The organism is Mycobacterium hippophais, assembly GCF_027529605.1.
GTDB lineage: Bacteria > Actinomycetota > Actinomycetes > Mycobacteriales > Mycobacteriaceae > Mycobacterium > Mycobacterium arseniciresistens.
This window is the reverse complement of record NZ_JAPZPY010000003.1, coordinates 193898-210643: the sequence shown is the minus strand read 5'-3', so window position 1 is coordinate 210643 and position 16746 is coordinate 193898. Positions and strand designations below refer to the sequence as shown.

At 70.8% G+C, this 16746-nt stretch carries 15 protein-coding genes; 5 read left to right on the top strand and 10 right to left on the bottom strand.

Annotated features, from left to right (window positions below; translation table 11 throughout):
- Nucleotides 1–18: 18 nt before the first annotated feature.
- Complete coding sequence (locus tag O6P37_RS09580) at nt 19–1095, top strand: nucleoside hydrolase (protein WP_269893831.1); 1077 nt, start codon at nt 19–21, stop codon at nt 1093–1095.
- Between the two features lie 17 nt (nt 1096–1112).
- On the opposite strand, the gene O6P37_RS09575 is transcribed toward O6P37_RS09580, so the two are convergent.
- Nucleotides 1113–2648 (bottom strand): DNA polymerase Y family protein, encoded by a 1536-nt coding sequence (locus tag O6P37_RS09575; protein WP_269894156.1) that lies wholly within the window; start codon nt 2646–2648, stop codon nt 1113–1115.
- A gap of 36 nt (nt 2649–2684) precedes the next feature.
- Nucleotides 2685–3383 (bottom strand): hypothetical protein, encoded by a 699-nt coding sequence (locus tag O6P37_RS09570; RefSeq protein WP_269893830.1) that lies wholly within the window; start codon nt 3381–3383, stop codon nt 2685–2687.
- Nucleotides 3384–3542: 159 nt separating this feature from the next.
- On the opposite strand from O6P37_RS09570, the gene O6P37_RS09565 reads away from it, so the two are divergent.
- A complete protein-coding gene (locus O6P37_RS09565) occupies nt 3543–4181 on the top strand; it encodes an SOUL family heme-binding protein (protein WP_269893829.1) in 639 nt (212 codons plus the stop codon).
- 3 nt (nt 4182–4184) lie between these two features.
- Here the strand turns inward: O6P37_RS09565 and guaA are convergent, their stop codons facing one another.
- From guaA to O6P37_RS09550, 3 genes are all read right to left on the bottom strand, one after another.
- Nucleotides 4185–5756, bottom strand: a complete 1572-nt coding sequence (guaA, locus tag O6P37_RS09560) for a glutamine-hydrolyzing GMP synthase (protein WP_269893828.1) — start codon at nt 5754–5756, stop codon at nt 4185–4187.
- A 78-nt stretch (nt 5757–5834) separates the two neighbouring features.
- Nucleotides 5835–6077 (bottom strand): hypothetical protein, encoded by a 243-nt coding sequence (locus tag O6P37_RS09555; RefSeq protein WP_269893827.1) that lies wholly within the window; start codon nt 6075–6077, stop codon nt 5835–5837.
- Between the two features lie 32 nt (nt 6078–6109).
- Nucleotides 6110–6469 carry a DUF732 domain-containing protein gene (locus O6P37_RS09550; protein ID WP_269893826.1) on the bottom strand — a complete coding sequence of 120 codons (360 nt, stop codon included), beginning with the start codon at nt 6467–6469 and terminating at the stop codon, nt 6110–6112.
- A gap of 147 nt (nt 6470–6616) precedes the next feature.
- Between O6P37_RS09550 and O6P37_RS09545 the strand changes: the two genes are divergently transcribed.
- Together O6P37_RS09545 and O6P37_RS09540 are read left to right on the top strand one after the other, a co-directional pair.
- Nucleotides 6617–7408, top strand: coding sequence for a beta-phosphoglucomutase family hydrolase (locus tag O6P37_RS09545; RefSeq protein WP_408633138.1), 792 nt, complete (start codon nt 6617–6619; stop codon nt 7406–7408).
- Nucleotides 7405–9768, top strand: coding sequence for a glycoside hydrolase family 65 protein (locus O6P37_RS09540; RefSeq protein ID WP_269893824.1), 2364 nt, complete (start codon nt 7405–7407; stop codon nt 9766–9768). The genes O6P37_RS09545 and O6P37_RS09540 overlap by 4 nt, the downstream gene beginning before the upstream one ends.
- A gap of 12 nt (nt 9769–9780) precedes the next feature.
- Here O6P37_RS09540 and O6P37_RS09535 read toward each other — a convergent pair whose 3' ends face one another.
- From O6P37_RS09535 to guaB, 3 genes are all read right to left on the bottom strand, one after another.
- On the bottom strand, nt 9781–11547 hold the full coding sequence (locus tag O6P37_RS09535; RefSeq protein ID WP_269893823.1) for a GMC oxidoreductase: 1767 nt from the start codon (nt 11545–11547) through the stop codon (nt 9781–9783).
- Between the two features lie 83 nt (nt 11548–11630).
- On the bottom strand, nt 11631–12794 hold the full coding sequence (locus O6P37_RS09530; RefSeq protein WP_269894155.1) for a GuaB3 family IMP dehydrogenase-related protein: 1164 nt from the start codon (nt 12792–12794) through the stop codon (nt 11631–11633).
- Between the two features lie 14 nt (nt 12795–12808).
- Nucleotides 12809–14356 carry an IMP dehydrogenase gene (gene guaB, locus O6P37_RS09525; RefSeq protein ID WP_264014943.1) on the bottom strand — a complete coding sequence of 516 codons (1548 nt, stop codon included), beginning with the start codon at nt 14354–14356 and terminating at the stop codon, nt 12809–12811.
- Nucleotides 14357–14504: 148 nt separating this feature from the next.
- On the opposite strand from guaB, the gene O6P37_RS09520 reads away from it, so the two are divergent.
- Nucleotides 14505–14909, top strand: coding sequence for a DUF5319 domain-containing protein (locus O6P37_RS09520; RefSeq protein ID WP_085192450.1), 405 nt, complete (start codon nt 14505–14507; stop codon nt 14907–14909).
- A gap of 13 nt (nt 14910–14922) precedes the next feature.
- Here O6P37_RS09520 and O6P37_RS09515 read toward each other — a convergent pair whose 3' ends face one another.
- Both O6P37_RS09515 and O6P37_RS09510 read right to left on the bottom strand, forming a co-directional pair.
- A complete protein-coding gene (locus O6P37_RS09515; RefSeq protein ID WP_269893822.1) occupies nt 14923–16131 on the bottom strand; it encodes an anti-sigma-D factor RsdA in 1209 nt (402 codons plus the stop codon).
- Complete coding sequence (locus O6P37_RS09510) at nt 16124–16702, bottom strand: sigma-70 family RNA polymerase sigma factor (protein WP_269893821.1); 579 nt, start codon at nt 16700–16702, stop codon at nt 16124–16126. Before O6P37_RS09510 ends, O6P37_RS09515 begins: the two co-directional genes overlap by 8 nt.
- Between the last annotated feature and the right edge of the window lie 44 nt (nt 16703–16746).

Here is a 16746-nt window from a genome sequence, read left to right as displayed (position 1 = left end):
CCGCGTATCCTCTCCGAAATGCCGACCCACAGTGGTGATTCCGCCACGCCACAACCGGTGTTCGTCGACGTCGACACCGGCGTCGACGACGCGATGGCGCTGGCTTACCTGTTCGCCAGCGCCGACGCGGAGGTGGTCGGAATCGCCTCCACGGCCGGAAATGTCGGCGTGGACCAGGTCTGTCAGAACAATCTCGGGCTGATCGGGCTGTGCGGGGTGAACGGCATTCCGGTGTCGCGGGGCGCCGACGGCCCCGTCGCATCGATGCTGCGGACCGCCGAGGACACTCACGGGCCGCAGGGGCTCGGCTACGCCCGGCTGCCACCCTCCGACTGTCAACTGACCGCCCACGATGCGGCCGAGGCGTGGATCCGCGCCGCACACGCCCATCCCGGTGAGTTGATCGGCATGGTCGTCGGGCCGCTGACCAATCTCGCCCTCGCGCTGCGCGCCGAACCGGCGCTACCCACGCTGCTGCGCCGGCTGGTGATCATGGGCGGTGCGTTCGACTACCGGGGCAACACCACCGCGGTGGCCGAGTGGAACGTCAGCGTCGACCCCGAAGCCGCGGCCGAGGTGTTCGCCGGCTGGGGTGCGGCATGGGGCTCCGGAGACCAGCAGAGGGCGCCCGGTCATCTACCGATCGTGCTGGGGCTCAACCTCACCGAGAACATCGCGATGACTCCGGCGCTGCTGAGCCGGCTGGCGGCCGCGGCCGATTCGCCGACCGCGCCGATGAGTGTGCTCGACGACCGCGGCACCCGGTCGGTGGCCGCCAACCCGTTGATCCGGGTGCTCGAGGATGCGATGCGGTTCTACTTCGAGTTCCACTTCGACCAGGGCGAAGGCTATCTCGCGCACCTGCACGACCCGCTGGCGGCAGCGGTGGCCCTCGACCCGGAGCTGGTGCGCTACCGGCAGACCACGGTCGACGTCGAGTTGACCGGCTCGCTGACCCGCGGGATGACCGTGGCGGACTGGCACGGCCGGTGGGGACGCGACCCGAACGCGCTCGTCGGCGTCGAGGTGGATCCGGATGTGTTCTTCGACCGGTTCATCGCCCGGGTCGGCGAGTTCGCCCGTCGCCTGGGCTGATCGGTGATCAAGACTGTCTATTCATAGACCCCCTCGACGTACCACCGCCGCTGGCGGTAGCACAGCAGCAGCGCCTTCTCGGGTTCGCCGCCGATCAGCACCTGGGCCCGCGCCGTGCGCCCCTTGGCGCGGTCCTGATCCCACCACCGTTCGTCGACCGGCCACGGCCCCGCCCACCAGCTCAGGTCACCGCGGAACCCCCCGCCGTCCAGCCGGGCCGGATCGCCGGAGAACAGTCCCCGGTGGGTCACCCGCACGGGATCGCCCTGGCCGTCCAGCAATTCGACCGGGTCGTCGAGCAGCACCGTGGGCGACGGCTCGGGTAACCGGCCGGGCCAGGGTTGGTTCGGATCGGCAGCCGGGACGGGTTCGTCGCCGAACGGGGTGAGCGTGATCCGCTCGGCGGGTCCCCGGCCGCCGCTGAGCACCGGCACCTGCACCGCCTCCGGACCAAGCAGGCCCTGCACCCGGACCAGGGCGCGGCGGGCCCGCAACCGGTCCTCCTCACCGACGCCGCCCCAGAGCGGCAGTTGCAACGCCTCGGCCGAGATCACCTCCACCGGGCGCAGCCGCAGCACCGTGACCGCTGCGGTAGGCCGGTCGTGTTGATTCCGCCGGTTCAGCCACCCGTCGAGCTGCCAGCGCACCCGGTCGGCGGTGGCATCCTCGGTCAGCGGCTCGGCGCACCGCCACACCCGTTCCAGCTCTTCGCCGTTGGCGGTGACGGCATGGATGGCCAGCCGGGTGCAGCCGACCCCGGCCGCCTCCAGGCTGCGGTGCAGGTCGCCGGCCAGCGACCGGCCCGCGAAGGCCGCGGCGTCCACCCGGTCGATCGGCGGGTCGCAGTCCATCACGGCGTCGAGTTCCGGCGGGGGTTCGCGCCCCGACGGGCCCCGGGCCGGTTCGCCGCGGGCGAACCGGTGCGCGGCCACGGCGTCGGCGCCGAACCGGGACGCCACATCGCTGCGGGACAGCTCCGCGAACTTGCCGACGGTACGGATACCCATGCGCCACAACAGGTCAGCCAGCTCGTCGCGTCCGGGTGCGGCCAGGCTCGGTTCGGTGGCCAGCTGCCGGATGGACAGCGCCGACAGGAAGCCGGCATCGCCACCGGGTTCGACGATCCGGCCGGCACGGGCGGCGAAGACCGCGGTGGCCAGCTGGTCGGCGATACCCACCTGGCACTCGGCGCCCGCCGCGGCCACCGCGTCGACGAGTCGTTCGGCGGCGGCCTGTTCGGAGCCGAAATAGCGGGCTGCCCCACGGACCGAGAGCACCAGCAGGCCCGGCCGCAGCACCTCCGACCGGGGCACCAGATCGTCCACGGCGACCGTCACGTTCTCGAAATGCCGGGCGTCGCGTGCCGGATCGGCGGGCGCCACGTGGAGTTGCGGACAGCGGGCCTGCGACTCACGGCGGCGCAGACCGCGTCGCACCCCGCTCGCCCTGGCCGACGCCGAACACGCGATCACCCGGTTGGCCAGCGTGACCGCCACCGGTGCCGTCGTGGCCAGCCCGGCTGCGGCCGTGGCGGCGACCGCGGGCCAGTCCATGCACCAGACGGCCAGCACCCGGGAGGCCACGGCGCCTCACTCCCCCACGGCGCGCAGAGCGCCGACGGACCGTCCGCACGCCCGCATGGCCAATCGCACCCGGCTGATGCGCCCACAGCCGGGCACCGGCCTGCCGGACCGGCCCGCCCCGCTCACCTCGTAGCCGCACACCCGGGCCTCCAGCCGCGCGGACGCCCCCTGCCACTCGCCGTCGGTGACCAGCAGGGTGCAGCCCTTCTGCCGCGCGCGGGCCACCACCGCCCTGGCCCGGCCCGCGGTCACCGAACGCCCACCCAACCCGAGCACCACCAGATCCATGCCGTCCATCAGCACCGCGGCCACCTCGACCGGGTCGGCCCCGGGGTCCGGGATGACGGCCAGCCGGCTCAGGTCGGCCCCCATCTCCACGGCGGCCAGCAGGCCCACGTCGGGCTGACCCACGATGGCCGCGTGTCCGCCCGCGGCCGTCACCGCCGCCACCATGCTCAGCGACAGCGACCGGGCGCCCGTCGCCACCGCCACCGTGCCGCGCGGCAACGAGGTGGGCAGCAGTCCCGCCAGCGATTCGGGCAGCGGCAGCAAAGATTCCGACTCGGGCAGCAGGTCGGCCGACGGGGCCGCGCCGCGACGCCCGGAACCGACTTTCCCGCCGACCGCCGCCATCTGCCTGCGCAGGTGTTCTACCTGTTCAGTATGGTTGAGGCGGCGCAAATCCAGACTCGTCGCCGCTGTCACAGCAGCACCTCCAGCACCATCCGATTCACCCGTTGTTCGAATGTATGTTCGATGCTCCGAGTAAACACCTCGCCTCTGACACCGTCAAGCGGCCGACCCCCTCGTCAACCGTTTCCGCCGGCGGGCGATCCGCCGCGCCGACAGCACCGAATCACCCCCATGACGTCCTTGAACACGCTGGTGAAGCTCCCCGTCCAGATCGCCGAATCGGCCGGATCGATCGTGGGCCTGCGGTTCGGCACCGAGGAACCCCACCACCGGGTCACCGACCGGATCGGCGATGTGGAGATCCGGGTCTACGGTCCCCGGGTCGCGGCCGAGACGCTCGTCGCGGCCGACGACGACGCCGCGCGCAGCATCGGGTTCCGCCGGCTGGCCCGCTACATCTTCGGCGGCAATCACAGCGAGACCTCGATCGCGATGACCGCGCCGGTCGCCCAGTCGGGGGCCGGTGGTGAGCAGATCTCGATGACCGCCCCGGTCGCCCAGTCGGGCACCGGCGGCGGCTCGACGATCCGGTTCTTCATGCCGTCGAAGTACAGCCTCGAGACGCTGCCCGAACCCGACAGTGCCGCAGTGCGCCTGGTGACGGTGCCCGCGGAGACCGTCGCGGTGCTGCGGTACAGCGGCGACCGCAGCCCCGCTGTCGTCGCGCGCAAGGGCGCGGAACTGCTGGACGTGCTCGCCGGGAGCGGCTACCGGGCCGAGGGCGAGCCCGTCGCCTGGTTCTACGACCCTCCGTTCACGCTGCCCTTCCGCCGCCGCAACGAGGCCGTCGTGCCGGTCACGCCGCGCTGAGGGCTACTCCCACTCGATGGTGCCCGGCGGCTTGCTCGTGACGTCGAGCACGACGCGGTTGACGGCGGGCACCTCGTTGGTGATGCGCGTGGAGATGCGCTCGAGCACCTCGTAGGGCACCCGGGTCCAGTCGGCGGTCATCGCGTCCTCGCTGGAGACCGGGCGCAGCACGATGGGGTGGCCGTAGGTGCGCCCGTCGCCCTGCACGCCCACCGACCGGACGTCGGCGAGCAGCACCACCGGGCACTGCCAGATCTGGTTGTCCAGACCGGCGGCGGTGAGCTCCTCCCTGGCGATCGCGTCGGCACTGCGCAACGTGTCGAGCCGGGCGGCGGTCACCTCGCCGACGATGCGGATGCCAAGCCCCGGTCCGGGGAACGGCTGGCGGGCGACGATGTCCTCGGGCAGGCCGAGCTCGCGGCCGACCGCGCGCACCTCGTCCTTGAACAGCAGCCGCAGCGGTTCCACCAACTTGAATTTGAGGTCGTCGGGCAGGCCGCCGACATTGTGGTGGCTCTTGATGTTCGCGGCGCCCGACCCGCCGCCGGACTCGACGACGTCGGGATACAGCGTGCCCTGCACCAGGAAGTCGACGTCCCCGGCCTTGTCCTCCACCAACCCACGCACCGCGCCCTCGAAGGCGCGGATGAACTCGCGACCGATGATCTTGCGCTTGCCCTCGGGGTTGGTCACCCCGGACAGCGCCTGCAGGAACCGGTCGGCGACGTCGACGGTGACCAGGTTGGCACCGGTGGCGGCGACGAAGTCACGCTGGACCTGGGCCCGCTCACCGGACCGCAGCAGCCCGTGGTCGACGAACACACAGGTGAGCCGGTCGCCGATGGCGCGCTGCACGAGTGCGGCCGCCACGGCGGAGTCCACCCCGCCGGACAGACCGCAGATCGCCCGGCCGTCGCCGATCTGCGCGCGCACCTGCTCGACCAGCGCGTCGGCGATGTTGGCAGGCGTCCACTTGGCGCCGATCCCGGCGAAGTCGTGCAGGAAGCGGCTGAGCACCTGCTGGCCGTGCGGCGAGTGCAGCACCTCGGGGTGGTACTGCACACCGGCCAGCCGGCGGGCGCGGTTCTCGAATGCGGCGACCGGCGCGCCGGTGCTGGTGGCGACGACGTCGAAACCCTCGGGCGCGGCGGTGACCGCGTCGCCGTGACTCATCCACACCGGCTGGGTGGCGGGCAGATCCGAATGAAGTTCACCGCCGGCGACTTTCAGTTCGGTGCGGCCGTACTCGCTGGTCCCGGTGCGCGCGACGGTGCCGCCGAGCGCCTGCGCCATGGCCTGGAACCCGTAGCAGATCCCGAACACCGGGACGTCCAGGTCGAACAGCGCCGGGTCCAGTTGCGGCGCCCCCTCGGCGTACACGCTGGCCGGGCCGCCGGACAGCACGATCGCCTGCGGATCGCGCGCCTTGATGTCCTCGACGCTGGCGGTGTGGGGCACGACCTCGGAGTACACCCGCGCCTCACGCACGCGACGGGCGATGAGCTGGGCGTACTGCGCGCCGAAGTCGACCACCAGAACGGGCCGCGGGTCCGAGGGATCGGCGGGAGAATTCACCGGCCCAGTCTAGTGGGGGGTGGGGAATCAGCTGCCCGGGTCGTCACGGGCGGTGGCGACCCGACCGGTGACGCCGATTCAGCGGCGCCACAACACGGCGACGCCGTCCTTGCCCGCACCCATGGAGCTGATGAATGCGTCGTTGTCGAAGCCGGGCAGCGCCTGCATCCGGGCCAGCACGCCGCCGACCTCGTCGAGGCCGAGCACCGTGTCCGGGCCGTCGCTGTGATTGCACACCAGGAACACGTCTTCGGCGTCCGGCCCGTCGGTCGTCATCACCAGCGACACCTCGGTCAGCGCATCCCAGCGCACCTCGTCCACGCCCGAAGTATGCCGGTCAGCGGACAGCCGGCCTAGGCGAACGCCACACCGGATGCCGACCCCGAACCCGAACCCGGCAGCGCGTGCCACGGGCAGTACGCCAGGTAGGCGCTGACCGTCAGCACCACCGCCCGGTCCCGGTCGAGTTGCGGTTGGTCGACCATGACGTCATCGACGACGTCGACGTGCGACACGCCCCGGTCGAGCGACGCGCAGATGCCGTGGGCGTATTCGAGCATCGCCCTGAAGTCGGTGAAGATGACGCCGTCCCGGCTCAGTTGTTCGAGGAACTCCCCGTCACTCGGTGTCGCGCTCGCCGGGGCCGACAGCAGCAGCGCGGGCAGCACAGCCGCGACGGGCACCGCCATGCGCATCCGCCTCAGCAGCCTCATCGACATGCCCTTCTCGCCCGACGCTCCTTGACGAAGCTACCCCGCGGCCGGCAGGCCAAACGTAGAAACCGGACACACGCAGGGCCTTCATCCCACCGACAGCGTCACCGCCCACGTCCGACGTATGCCGCTCGACGAAAGTGGGCATTGAAGAGGTACTGCGCGTTCGACGACCCGACGGAAGCGAGGTGGCCAGTGCTTGGTCTGCCCGACGAAGTACGCACCTGCCTGTTCGACCTCGACGGTGTCCTCACCGACACGGCGAGCGTGCACAAGAAGGCCTGGCAGGCGATGTTCGACGACTTCCTGCGGCAGCGGGCCGACAAGGCGGGTGAGCAGTTCGTGCCGTTCGACGTCGACCACGACTACCTGGAATACGTCGACGGCAAGCGCCGCGACGACGGCGTCCGCTCGTTCCTGTCCAGCCGCGGCATCGAACTGCCCGACGGCGACGCCGACGACCCGCCGGACGCCGAGACCGTCGCGGGGCTGGGCAACCGCAAGAACGACCTGTTCCAGCAGACCCTGCGCACCGACGGCATCGAGGTGTTCGACGGCTCCCGCCGCTACCTCGAGGCGGTCGCCGCCGCGGGGCTCGGCGTCGGGGTGGTGTCGTCGAGCGCCAACACCCGCGACGTGCTGGAGGTGACCGGCCTGGCGCGGTTCGTCGAGCACCGCGTCGACGGGGTCACGTTGCGCGAGGAGAACATTCCGGGCAAGCCGGCACCCGACTCCTTCCTGCGCGCGGCGCAGTTGTTCGGCGTGGCGCCACCCGCGGCGGCCGTGTTCGAGGACGCGCTGTCCGGGGTCGCCGCGGGCCGGGCCGGCTATTTCGGCTACGTAGTGGGCGTCGACCGGGTGGGGCAGGCCGAGGAGTTGCGCCGCAACGGCGCCGACATCGTCGTCACCGACCTCGCCGAACTGCTGGACGAGTCGTGATCTCCCACGACGCCTTCCCCGTCGAGCCGTGGCAGGTCCGGGAGACCGAGCTGGACTTCGACCTGCTCGACGAGTCCGAGTCGTTGTTCGCATTGTCCAACGGCCACATCGGATTACGCGGCAACCTCGACGAGGGCGAACCGCACGGGCTGCCCGGCACCTACCTCAACTCGTTCTACGAGATCCGGCCGCTGCCCTACGCCGAAGCGGGATACGGCTATCCAGAGGCCGGGCAGACCGTCGTGGACGTCACCAACGGCAAGATCATGCGGCTGCTGGTCGACGACGAGCCGTTCGACGTCCGCTACGGCGAGCTGATCGACCACGAGCGCGTCCTCGATCTGCGCGCAGGCACGCTGACGCGCTGCGCGCACTGGCGCTCCCCGGCGGGCAGGCAGGTCAAGGTGCGGTCCACCCGCCTGGTCTCGCTGGCACAACGCAGCGTCGCGGCCATCGAGTACATCGTCGAGGCGATGGACGAATTCGTCCGCGTCACAGTGCAATCCGAGCTGGTCGCCAACGAGGACCAGCCGGAGACGTCGGACGATCCGCGGGTGGCGGCGGCGCTGAAGACGCCGCTCGAGGCAATCACCCACGAGAACACCGACACGTCGGCGGTGCTGGTGCACCGCACCCGCGGCAGCGCGCTGATGATGGCGGCGGCCATGGACCACGAGGTCGACGTGCCCGGCCGGGTCGAGGTGCACACCGATTCCCGCGACGACCTGGCGCGCACCACAGTGATCTGCGGGCTGCGACCCGGCCAGCAGCTGCGGATCGTCAAATACCTGGCATACGGCTGGTCCAGCCTGCGCTCCCGGCCCGCGCTGCGCGACCAGGTCGCCGCGGCGCTGACCGGCGCACGCTACGTCGGGTGGCAGGGGCTGCTCGACGCCCAGCGCGAATACCTCGACGAATACTGGGACTGCGCGGACGTCGAGGTGGACGGCGACCCGGACATCCAGCAGGCGGTGCGGTTCGGGCTGTTCCACGTGCTGCAGGCCAGCGCCCGCGCCGAACGACGCGCCATCCCCGGAAAGGGCTTGACCGGCACCGGATATGACGGCCACGCCTTCTGGGACACCGAGGGCTTCGTGCTGCCGGTGCTGACGTACACCAAACCGAACGCGGCGGCCGACGCGCTGCGCTGGCGGGCGTCGACTCTGCACCTGGCCAGGGAACGCGCCGCCCAACTCGATCTCGAGGGCGCCGCGTTCCCATGGCGCACCATCCGCGGCGAGGAGTGTTCGGCCTACTGGCCGGCAGGCACCGCAGCGTGGCATGTCAACGCCGACATCGCGATGGCGTTCGACCGGTACCGCACAGTCACCGGTGACGACTCCCTCGAGGAGGAGTGCGGACTGGCCGTGTTGGTCGACACCGCCCGGCTGTGGATATCGATCGGCCACCACGACCGGCACGGCGTGTGGCACCTGGACGGCGTCACCGGGCCTGACGAGTACACGGCCGTGGTGCGCGACAACGTGTTCACCAATCTGATGGCCGCGCACAATCTCCGGGTGGCCGCCGACGCGTGCACCCGGCGACCCGAGGCGGCCCGCGAGATGGGGGTGACCACCGAGGAGACCGCGGCCTGGCGCGACGCGGCCGCTTCGGCGCACATCCCCTACGACGAGGAACTCGGCGTGCACCAGCAGTGCGAGGGCTTCACCACGCTGGCCGAGTGGGACTTCACCGACAACACCTCCTACCCGCTGCTGCTCAACGAGCCCTACGTGCGCCTCTACCCGGCGCAGGTAGTCAAGCAGGCCGACCTGGTGCTGGCGATGCAGTGGCAGAGCCACGCGTTCACCGACGAGCAGAAAGCCCGCAACGTCGACTACTACGAGCGGCGCACCACCCGCGACTCCTCGCTGTCGGCGTGCACCCAGGCGGTGATGTGCGCGGAGGTGGGGCACATGGAGCTCGCGCACGACTACACCTTCGAGGCGGCGTTGATCGACCTACGCGACCTGCACCACAACACCCGCGACGGGCTGCACATGGCGTCGCTGGCCGGGGCGTGGACCGCGCTGGTCGCCGGGTTCGGCGGGTTGCGTGACGACGAGGGTGTGCTGTCGCTGGACCCGCATCTGCCCGACGCGTTCTCCCGGTTGCGGTTCCGCCTGTGCTGGAGGGGTTTCCGGTTGACGGTGAACGCCGAGCACGACGAGGTGACCTATACGCTGCGCGACGGGCCCGACGGCGAGTTGACGATCCGGCACGCCGGTGAGGAACTCCAGGTCACCACCGCGGAGCCGACCACCGTCGCGGTGCGGCGACGCAAGCCGCTGCTGCCCGCGCCTCCGCAGCCACCCGGCCGAGAACCGCTGCGGCGCCGGCTCACCGGCGAGGTGTGACCGCGCTGCGGCTCAGGCGCCGCGTGCCTCCGCGGTGGTGGGGTCACGCCGGTTGACGTCCTCGGCGCTGGCGTTCCAGTCCAGCGCGGCGGGCGCTCCGGCAGGCACCACCGGGTGTTCGGGCTCGATGGGGTCGAGCCGGCGGTAGCCCTCACCCTGGGCGGGCCGCAGATCCTCGGTGCCCTTGTTCGGCCACAGCGACGCCGCGCGCTCTGCCTGGGCGGTGATGCTCAGCGACGGGTTCACGCCGAGGTTGGCGGAGATGGCCGCACCGTCGACCACGTACAGCGTCGGGTAGTTGTACACCCGGTGGTACGGGTCGATGACCCCGTGATCGGGGCTGTCACCGATCACCGCGCCGCCAAGGAAGTGCGCCGTCAGCGGGATGTTGAACAGCTCACCCCAGGTGCCGCCGGCCACGCCGTCGATCTTCTTGGCGATGCGCCGGGTCACCTCGTTGCCCACCGGGATCCAGCTCGGATTCGGCTCGCCGTGGCCCTGCTTGCTGTCAAGCATGCGGAAGCCGAGCTTGGTCTTCCTGGTGAAGGTGGTGATCGAGTTGTCGAGGTTCTGCATGACCAGCGCGATCATGGTGCGCTCGCTCCAGCGCCGCGGGTTGAGCAGCCGCAGCGTGCCCTTCGGGTCGGCGCCGGCATTCTGGAACAGCTGCTTCCAGCGGGGCACGTCGGTGCCCTGCGGGCCGGCGCCGTCGGTCATCAGGGTCTGCAGCAGGCCCATCGCGTTGGACCCCTTGCCGTAGCGGCAGGGTTCGACGTGGGTGTCGTCCGTCGGGTGGATGGACGACGTGATGGCGACACCGTGGGTGAGGTCGAGATCGTCGCGGACCTGGAGCCGGCCCGCACCGACGATCGACTCGGAGTTGGTGCGGGTGAGCAGGCCGAGCCGGTTCGACAGCTTCGGCAGCTTCCCGGTGTCGCGCATCTTGAACAGCAGCTTCTGGGTGCCGTAGGTGCCCGCGGCGACGATGACGTGAGTGGCGGTGAACGTGCGGCGCTTCCGGCGCAGCAGCCGGCCGGTGTGGGCGGTCTTGACCTCCCAGAGCCCGTCGGGCCGCTGCTGGAGGCTGGTCACCGTGGTCATCGGATGGATCTGCGTCCCCGCCGACTCCGCCAGGCCCAGGTAGTTCTTCAGCAGGGTGTTCTTGGCGCCGAAGCGGCAGCCGGTCATGCACTGGCCGCACTCGATGCACCCGGTCCGGGCCGGGCCCGCGCCACCGAAGTACGGGTCGGGGACGGTCTTGCCGGGCGTCTTCTCGCCGTCGGGGCCGAAGAACACCCCGACCGGGGTGGGCACGAAGGTGTCCCCGACGCCCATGTCCTCGGCGACCTCTTTCATGATGCGGTCGGCGTCGGTGAACGTGGGGTTGGTGACGACGCCGAGCATGCGCTGCGCCTGCTCGTAGTGCGGCAGCAACTCGTCGCGCCAGTCGGTGATGTGCTTCCACTGCGGATCTTTGAAGAACGGCTCGCGCGGCACGTACAGCGTGTTCGCGTAGTTGAGCGAGCCGCCGCCGACGCCCGCGCCGGCCAGGATCAGCACGTTGCGCAGCAGGTGGATGCGCTGGATGCCGAAGCACCCGAATTTCGGCGCCCACAGGAACTTGCGCAGGTTCCAGGAGGTCTTGGCGAACTCCTTATCGGCGAAGCGGCGGCCGGCCTCCAGGACGCCGACGCGGTAGCCCTTCTCGGTGAGTCGCAGCGCGCTCACGCTGCCGCCGAATCCCGAGCCGATGATCAGGACGTCATAGTCAGGCTGCATCACACCAGTATGAGTTACCGCTGGGTAACTTTTCTAGACAGGTGGACCTAAGTTGTAAAGGCGTCACACTTGCGCCGGCGCGGTCAGGAACCGACGGCCAGACCGACCTTCTGGAATTCCTTGAGGTCGCAGTATCCGGCCTTGGCCATCGCCCGGCGCAGCCCGCCCACCAGGTTCAACGAACCGAACGGATCGTCGGACGGGCCGTCAAGCACCTGCCGCAGCGACGGCCGCTCCCCCACCGCGACCTGCAGCAACGCGCCGCGCGGCAGCGACGGGTGGGCGGCCGCGGCAGGCCAGAACCAGCCGCCGCCCAGCGCCTCGGCCGCCGAGGCCAGCGGGGTGCCCAGCACCACCGCGTCGGCACCGCACGCGATGGCCTTGGCCAGGTCTCCGGAGGTGTGGATGTCGCCGTCGGCCAGCACGTGCACGTAGCGGCCGCCGGTCTCGTCGAGGTACTCGCGGCGGGCGGCGGCCGCGTCGGCGATCGCGGTGGCCATCGGCACGCTGATGCCGAGCACCTCGTCGCTGGTGGTGACGCCGCTGGTGGAGCCGTACCCCACGATGACGCCGGCCGCGCCGGTGCGCATCAGGTGCAGCGCCGTGCGGTGGTCGAGCACCCCGCCCGCCACGACCGGGACGTCGAGTTCGGAGATGAAGGTCTTCAGGTTCAGCGGCTCGCCGTCGGAGGCCACGCGTTCGGCCGACACGATGGTGCCCTGGATCACCAGCAGGTCCAGCCCGGCCGCGATCAGCGACGGTGCCAGCGCCCTGGCGTTCTGCGGGCTGACCCGTACGGCCGTCGTCAAACCCGCTTCGCGGATCCGCGCCACCGCGGCGCCCAGCAACTCGGGGTCCAGCGGCGCGGCGTGCAGCTGCTGCAGCAGCCGGATGGCGGCCGACGGCGCCGGCGGGCAGGAGCGTAGCGACCCGGGGTTGGACCCACGCTCCTTCTCGGCGGCCTCGAGCACCTGGGCGATCTTCTCCTCGACATCGGCGTGCCTGCCGATCAGCCCCTCGCCGTTGAGCACGCCGAGGCCGCCGAGCCGGCCCAGCTCGATGGCGAAGTCGGTGGACGCGAGCGCATCGGTGGGATGCGACAGCACCGGCATGTCGAACCGGTAGGCGTCCAGCTGCCATGCGGTCGACACGTCCTTGGACGACCGGGTCCGCCTGGACGGCACGATGTTGATGTCGCCGAGCTCATAGGTACGGCGGGCGGTGCGGCCCATGCCGATCTCGACCATGTCGCGCATGCGCGTCAGACCCCGCGGGCGTAGTAGTTCGGCGCCTCGACGGTCATCTGGATGTCGTGCGGATGGCTCTCCTTGAGCCCCGCGGCGGTGATCTGGACGAACTGCGCCTGCTGCAGGTGCTCGATGGTGGCCGACCCGGTGTACCCCATGGCCGCGCGCAGGCCGCCGGTGAGCTGGTGGATCACTGTCGACAACGGTCCGCGGAACGGCACGCGGCCCTCGATGCCCTCGGGTACCAGCTTGTCCTCGCTCAGCGCGTCGTCCTGGAAGTAGCGGTCCTTGGAGTAGCTCTTGCGGGTGCCGCGGGTCTGCATCGCACCGAGCGACCCCATGCCGCGGTAGCTCTTGTACTGCTTGCCGTTGACGAAGATCAGGTCGCCGGGCGCCTCGGCGGTGCCGGCCAGCAGCGAACCGAGCATCGCCGTCGACGCGCCCGCGGCCAGCGCCTTGGCGATGTCGCCGGAGTACTGCAGCCCGCCGTCGGCGATCACCGGCACGCCGGACGGCGCGCAGGCGGCGACGGCCTCGAGGATCGCGGTGATCTGCGGTGCGCCGACACCGGCGACCACCCGGGTGGTGCAGATCGAGCCCGGCCCGACACCCACCTTCACCGCGTCGGCTCCGGCCTGTACCAGCGCCGCTGCCGCCGCCCGGGTGGCGACGTTGCCGCCGATCACGTCGACGCGGTCGCCGACGGCCATCTTCACCCGGTTGACCATGTCCAGCACGCCGCGGTTGTGCGCGTGTGCGGTGTCGACGATCAGGACGTCGACGCCCGCGTCGGCCAGCGTCATCGCCCTGGTCCAGGCGTCGTCCCCGACCCCTACCGCCGCCCCGACCAGCAGCCGGCCGTCGGAGTCCTTGGTGGCAAGGGGGAACTGCTCGGTCTTGACGAAGTCCTTCACGGTGATCAGTCCGGTGAGCTTGCCGTGGTTGTCGACGATCGGCAGCTTCTCGATCTTGTGCCGGCGCAGCAGCCCGAGCGCGGCCTCGGCCGACACCCCCTCCTGCGCGGTGATCAGCGGCGCCTTGGTCATCACCTCCGACACCGGCTTGCTCTGGTCGACCTCGAAGCGCATGTCGCGGTTGGTGATGATGCCGACGAGCTGCCCATTGTCGTCCACCACCGGCAGCCCGGAGATGCGGAACCGCGCGCACATGGCGTCGACCTCGGCCAGCGTGTTTCCCGGCGAGCAGGTCACCGGGTCGGTCACCATGCCCGCCTCGGAGCGTTTCACCGTCTCGACCTGGCCGGCCTGTTCGGCTGCGGGCAGGTTGCGGTGCAGCACGCCCATCCCGCCGGCGCGTGCCATCGCGATGGCCATCCTGGACTCGGTCACAGTGTCCATGGCCGAGCTGACGAGCGGCACCCGCAGCCGGATGCGCTTGGTCAGCCTGCTCGAGGTGTCGGCCATCGCCGGCACCACGTCGGAGGCGGCGGGCAGCAACAGGACGTCGTCGAACGTGAGCCCGAGCATCGCGACCTTGGTCGGATCGTCACCGCCGGTGGGGACCGGTACGGCGAGGGGAACGCTGCTTTCAGCGATCGACATGGGCCTCGACTCCTTACTGCCTCCATCGGGGCGAAGCGTGATACTCAATCCTATCGGCTCAGCAGTCGCAACTCGCGATTCCATCCCTGGGTCGCCGCGCCGGGGCAACCGCTGGCGCGATCCCAGTGGGGCTGCGTACTCTGGACGCGTGCGAGACCACTTGCCGCCGGGTTTGCCGCCTGACCCGTTCGCCGACGATCCGTGCGATCCGTCGGCTGCGCTCGATGCGCTCGAACCGGGTCAGCCGCTGGACCCGCAGGAACGCACCGCGGTGGAAGCCGATCTCGCCGATCTGGCGGTCTATGAAGCACTCCTGGCCCACAAGGGCATCCGTGGCCTCGTGGTGTGCTGCGACGAATGCCAGCAGGACCACTACCACGACTGGGACATGTTGCGCGCCAACCTGTTACAGCTGCTGGTCGACGGAACGGTGCGGCCGCACGAGCCGGCCTACGACCCGGAACCCGATGCCTACGTGACGTGGGACTACTGCCGCGGCTACGCCGACGCCTCGCTCAACGAGGCTACGTCGGAGTCCGACGGATACCGCTGACCCGACCGGTCACTCAAGCGCCCTTCGGCGTGGCCACCTCTGGCAGCACCAACTCGGGCATCTGGACCACCGGCGGAATCCTCGCGGGCCCCTGATCCTGCGCCCCACCACCACTGAGTCGCGGCTGGGGTAACTCGACAGGCTCCTGCACCGGCGGCTGCTCGGCCTGCGGCGCCTCGACGGGCGGCAGCTGCACAGGCGGCGGCGCCGGGATCGGCGGCGCCGGGACGAAGGTGGTCGTGGGCACCTGCGGCGGCGGCGCCGGGATCGGCCGCGGTGTCGGGATCGGCCGCGGCGTCGGGGTGGGCTGAGGCGTCGGCTGCGGGGTGGGCAGCGGCGTGGGGCTCGGTTGCGGCGACGGCGACGGAGTCGGCAGCGGCAACTGTGGCGACGGCGTCGGGCTCGGCAGCGGTGTCGACGGCGTCGGCGTCGGTGACGGCGTGCCGTCCGACGGTGACGGGGTGGTCGGCGACGTGGTGGTCGGCGACGTCGAACCCGGGGTCTCCCCGGCGCTCGTGGCCGGCGGCGGCGAGGTCGCGGCGTCCGGATCGAGGATCACCGGAAGCGGCAGGTCCGTCGGGACCTCGGGCAGCACGACCGGCGGCGCGTCCGGGGGCACGGTCGCGTTGACGTCCCGGGTGTCCACCTTCACCGACAGCTGCTGCCACTGCTCGACGAGCTCTTCCTGGCGGGTGGAGTCGTCCACCGCGGCGACGGTCGTGGTCATCGTCTGCAATTTGGTCTGGGCAGCCGTCCAGTCGCCCTGGTCGATGAGCTGCTGCACCTCGGCGAGCTGCGACTGCGCCGCCAGCACCACCTGGTCGTCGCGGGTCTGCTGCTGTTCACCGAACAGGGCGGTGCGCAATCCGTAGAGCGGGTCCTCGGGTCCGGCTCCGGCGATCACGGCGCCGAAGCCACCGACGGCGAGGACGGCGGCGGCCATTGAGCCCAGCACGGCCATCGAGGCGCGCCTGCGTTGCCGCGACGACGCCGACCGGTCCAGCGCCATGACCGCGTCCCGGGTGGTCACCACCGAGGTGACCGGCGCCTGCCGGACCTCGTCGCGCCAGCCGGCCAACACGTAAGCCAGTTCCGCCTCGCCCGCATCGGTGGAGTAGACGGGCTGCTCGCCGGCGAGCGCGTCGAGGAAGCGGTCGGTGCGGTTCACCTCGTTCAGCGAGGGGTCACCACCGTTGTTGGTCCACCGTCCGAAGTCAGGCATGGTCGTGCCCCGTCGCCATGATCTCCTGCTTGAGCCGGGCCAGGGCGCGGTGCTGTGCGACCCGCACGGCGCCCGCGGTGCTGCCGACCGTTTCGGCGGTCTCCTCGGCGCTCATCCCCACGACGACGCGCAGGATCAGGATCTCGCGCTGCTTCTCCGGCAGCGTGGCCAGCAGGCTGTTCATCCGGGCGGACGCCTCGGCGTCCATCGCCATCTGCTCCGGTCCGGCGTCGGTCGAGAACCGCTCGGGCACGACGTCGGTGGGTTCGGAGCGGTTGCGGGCGGCGGCACGATGCGCGTCAGCAACCTTGTGAGCAGCGATACCGTACACAAAGGCCAGGAACGGACGTCCCTGATCCTTGTAGCGCGGCAGCGCCGTGATGGCGGCCAAGCACACCTCCTGAGCGATGTCATCTGCTGAGAGACCACTTCGTTCGCCCGCCCCGATCCTTGCCCGGCAGTACCGGACGATGATGGGCCGGATGGTCTCCAGCACCTCCCGTAGCGCGTCCCGATCGCCGGCCACTGCCTCAGCAACGACAGCATCGAGACGTTCTCTCGAATTTGTCATCGTGGGCGGCTTCTCCAGCGTTACGAACGCCGACACTCTCGGTG